This window comes from uncultured Aureimonas sp., from assembly GCF_913775355.1.
In the GTDB taxonomy this organism is placed as follows: Bacteria; Pseudomonadota; Alphaproteobacteria; order Rhizobiales; family Rhizobiaceae; genus Aureimonas.
In genome coordinates this window covers 1-2,857 of the sequence record NZ_CAJYIU010000257.1, presented here as the reverse complement: position 1 = coordinate 2,857, position 2,857 = coordinate 1, and the positions used below count along the sequence as shown (strand labels likewise).

General features: G+C 68.8%; 2 protein-coding genes. Both read left to right on the top strand.

Annotated elements, in window-relative coordinates:
- On the top strand, nt 1-219 hold a 219-nt coding region (locus QZ753_RS15530; RefSeq protein WP_294644873.1), incomplete at its 5' end, for a hypothetical protein.
- Nucleotides 216-2,857, top strand: a 2,642-nt coding sequence (gene traC / locus QZ753_RS15525) for a type IV secretion system protein TraC (RefSeq protein WP_294644871.1), incomplete at its 3' end; no start/stop codon positions are given. The genes QZ753_RS15530 and traC, both read left to right, overlap by 4 nt.

Sequence of the window (2,857 nt, the reverse complement as noted above, 5' to 3'; positions counted from 1 at the left end):
CCTGCGGCGAGGCGCTTGGCGCCGACCACGTGGGCGCTACCCGCCGGCAAGGTCGTCCTGCCGCACGGCGACGCGGCGGCGGCCCGCGCGCGTCTGAACGCGCTCGCGGCGCCGAACTTATCGCGGCTCGGCACCAAGGCGGGGACGGTCGGCCCGGTCACGCCCGAAGCGGAGGGCAGCCCGTTCAGCACCCCCGTTGGCCAGGAGCAGCCGCGATGAGCCTCTCGTTCAAGACGCTCACGGGCACGCTGCTCAAGGGCCTGTTTGGCGATGCCGAGGAGAGCGAGGGCGATCGCCCGGTGCTCGGCCTCGACATGCTGTCGAGCTTCCTGCCCTACCGGGTCTACGAGCCGCAGACCCGGCTCTATCTCAACGCGCGCTCGACCGGCTTCATCCTCAATGTGGCGCCGCTGGTCGGGGCCGACGAGCGCGTCGGCGACCTCCTTGGCCAGTTCCTCTCCGAAGGCCTGCCGGCGGGCGCCTGCGTCCAGATCGTCCACTGGGCGTCCCCGCGGATCAGCCGCAACATCGCGCCCTGGTTCGCACCCCGCTACGCGCGCGGCGGCGTCTACGAGCAGATCGCGCGGGCGCGCACCCAGTGCCTTTATGACCTCGTGTGGACCAGCGGGTCGGGCGGCGCGCCCTTCCATGCGCGCCATCACCAACTGCTTGTCTCGGTCGGCGTGCCCGCCAGCAGCGGCACCACCAAGGACGAGCTCATCGCGGTCCGCGAGAACCTGGTCGGCGTGCTGCGCTCGCTCGACGTGCCCTCGCTTGATGTCGGCCCGGTCGAACTGATCGCCTTCGTCGACGACCTGACCTCGCCGACCACGGCGAGCGGCGACGATGCGATTTACTACAATCCGCTCGACCCGATCGCCGACCAGGCGATCCGCCGCGATATCGAGCTCACCGTCGAGGAGAGCCGGATGCTGCTCCGGACCGAGCGCTTCCGGCCGACCGGCGCCAGCGACGGTGGGGCGCCCGAGATCGGCGAGATCTACCCCGACCATTTCGATGTGCGCCACTTCGGCGTGCGCAACATGCCGGTGCGCTGGACCCCGTGGGAGACGGCGCGGCTGATCGGCGACCTGTTCACCGACAAGCTCCGCTATCCGTGTCCGGCGGCCACGATCCTCTGCCTCGTCTATCCCGACCAGGAGGCGGCCTCGACCCGCGCGGGCATGAAGTTCCTGCGCACGACCAGCCTGTCGGAGGGCAAGTCCGCCCGCTACGTGCCGAAGCTGCGCGAACAGGCGGCGGAGTGGCGCGAGGTCCAGGCACAGCTGCAGGAGGGCCGCCGGCTGGTCCGCGCCTTCTACGGCGTGACCACCTTCTCGCCGGCGGGCGACGGCGACCGCAACGAGCGGATGGTCAAGTCGCTCTACAAGTCGGCCGGCTGGGACCTCGCCGACGAGCGCTTCCTCCAGGTCCAGGGCCTGCTCGCGGCGATGCCGCTGACGCTTGCCGACGGGCTCGCCGCCGATCTCGAGCGCTGCCGGCGGATGCGGACGATGCTGTCGACCACGGCCGCCAACATCGCGCCGGTGCAGGGTGAGTATCTCGGCGGCGCGGTACCGCACCTCCTATTCCTCGGTCGGCGCGGACAGCCCTTCTTCTGGTCGCCATTCGAGAATGTCGCGGGCAACCACAATGTCGCGATCCTCGGCAAGTCGGGCTCAGGCAAGTCGGTGCTGCTCCAGGAGATGTGCGCGAGCCTGTGCGGCGCGGGCGCCAAGGTCGTGGTGATCGACGACGGCCGCTCCTTCATGAACAGCTGTCGTCTCCAGGGCGGCCGCTTCATCGAGTTCACGCTGGCGAGCGGCTTCTGCCTCAATCCCTTCTCGATGATCGACGCGGAGCGCGTCGCCGAGGAAGAGGATTATCGCCTCGACTGCATGGCGATGCTGAAAGCCATCGTCGGCCAGATGGCGCGCTTCATCGACCGGCTGACCGACACCGAGCGCGGCCTGATCGACCAGGCAGTCAATCGGGTGTGGGAAGAGCAGGGCAGGGCGGGGTCGGTCGAGGCGGTCGCGCTCGCGCTCGAAGCGACCGGCAATGCCGACGCCGCCAACCTCGCCATCGCCATGGGACCGTTTCGCGCGGGCGGCACCTATGGCGGATTCTTCAACGGCGAGGCGACGCTCCGCCTCGAAGCCGACTTCACCGTCTTCGAAATGTCCGACCTCGCCACGCGCGAGGAACTGCGCTCGGTCGTGCTGACCGCGATCATGTTCATGACCGGCCAGGCGATGACCCGCTCACCGCGGTCGGTGAAGAAGCTGCTCCTGATCGATGAGGCCTGGGCGATGCTCAAAGGCGGGTCTATGTCGGATTTCGTCGAGACCTATGCCCGCACCGCCCGCAAATATGGCGGCGCGCTCTGCACCGCGACGCAGTCGCTGAACGACTTCTACAAATCGGACGGTGCGACCGCAGCACTCGAGAATTCGGACTGGATGCTGGTCCTTCAGCAGAAGCCGGAGACGATCGCCGACCTCCGCAAGTCCGCCCGGCTCGACATGGACGACCGCACTGAAGGACTGATCCGCTCGCTCAAGCGCTCGGGCAGCGAGTATTCGGAGGTCTTCATCCGCGGCCCGGAATGCCAAGCGATCGGCCGGCTCGTGCTCGACCCCTTCTCCGCCACCGTCTTCTCCTCCTCGCCCGACACCTATGCCGCGATCGAGCGGCGCCTCGCCCAAGGGCAGACGATCGCCGATGCGATCGAGGCGGTGTCACGGGGTGAGGCGCCGCTCGATCGCGGCATAGGTGTCGGGCGAGGAGGAGAAGACGGTGGCGGAGAAGGGGTCGAGCACGAGCCGGCCGATCGCTTGGCATTCCGGGCCGCGGA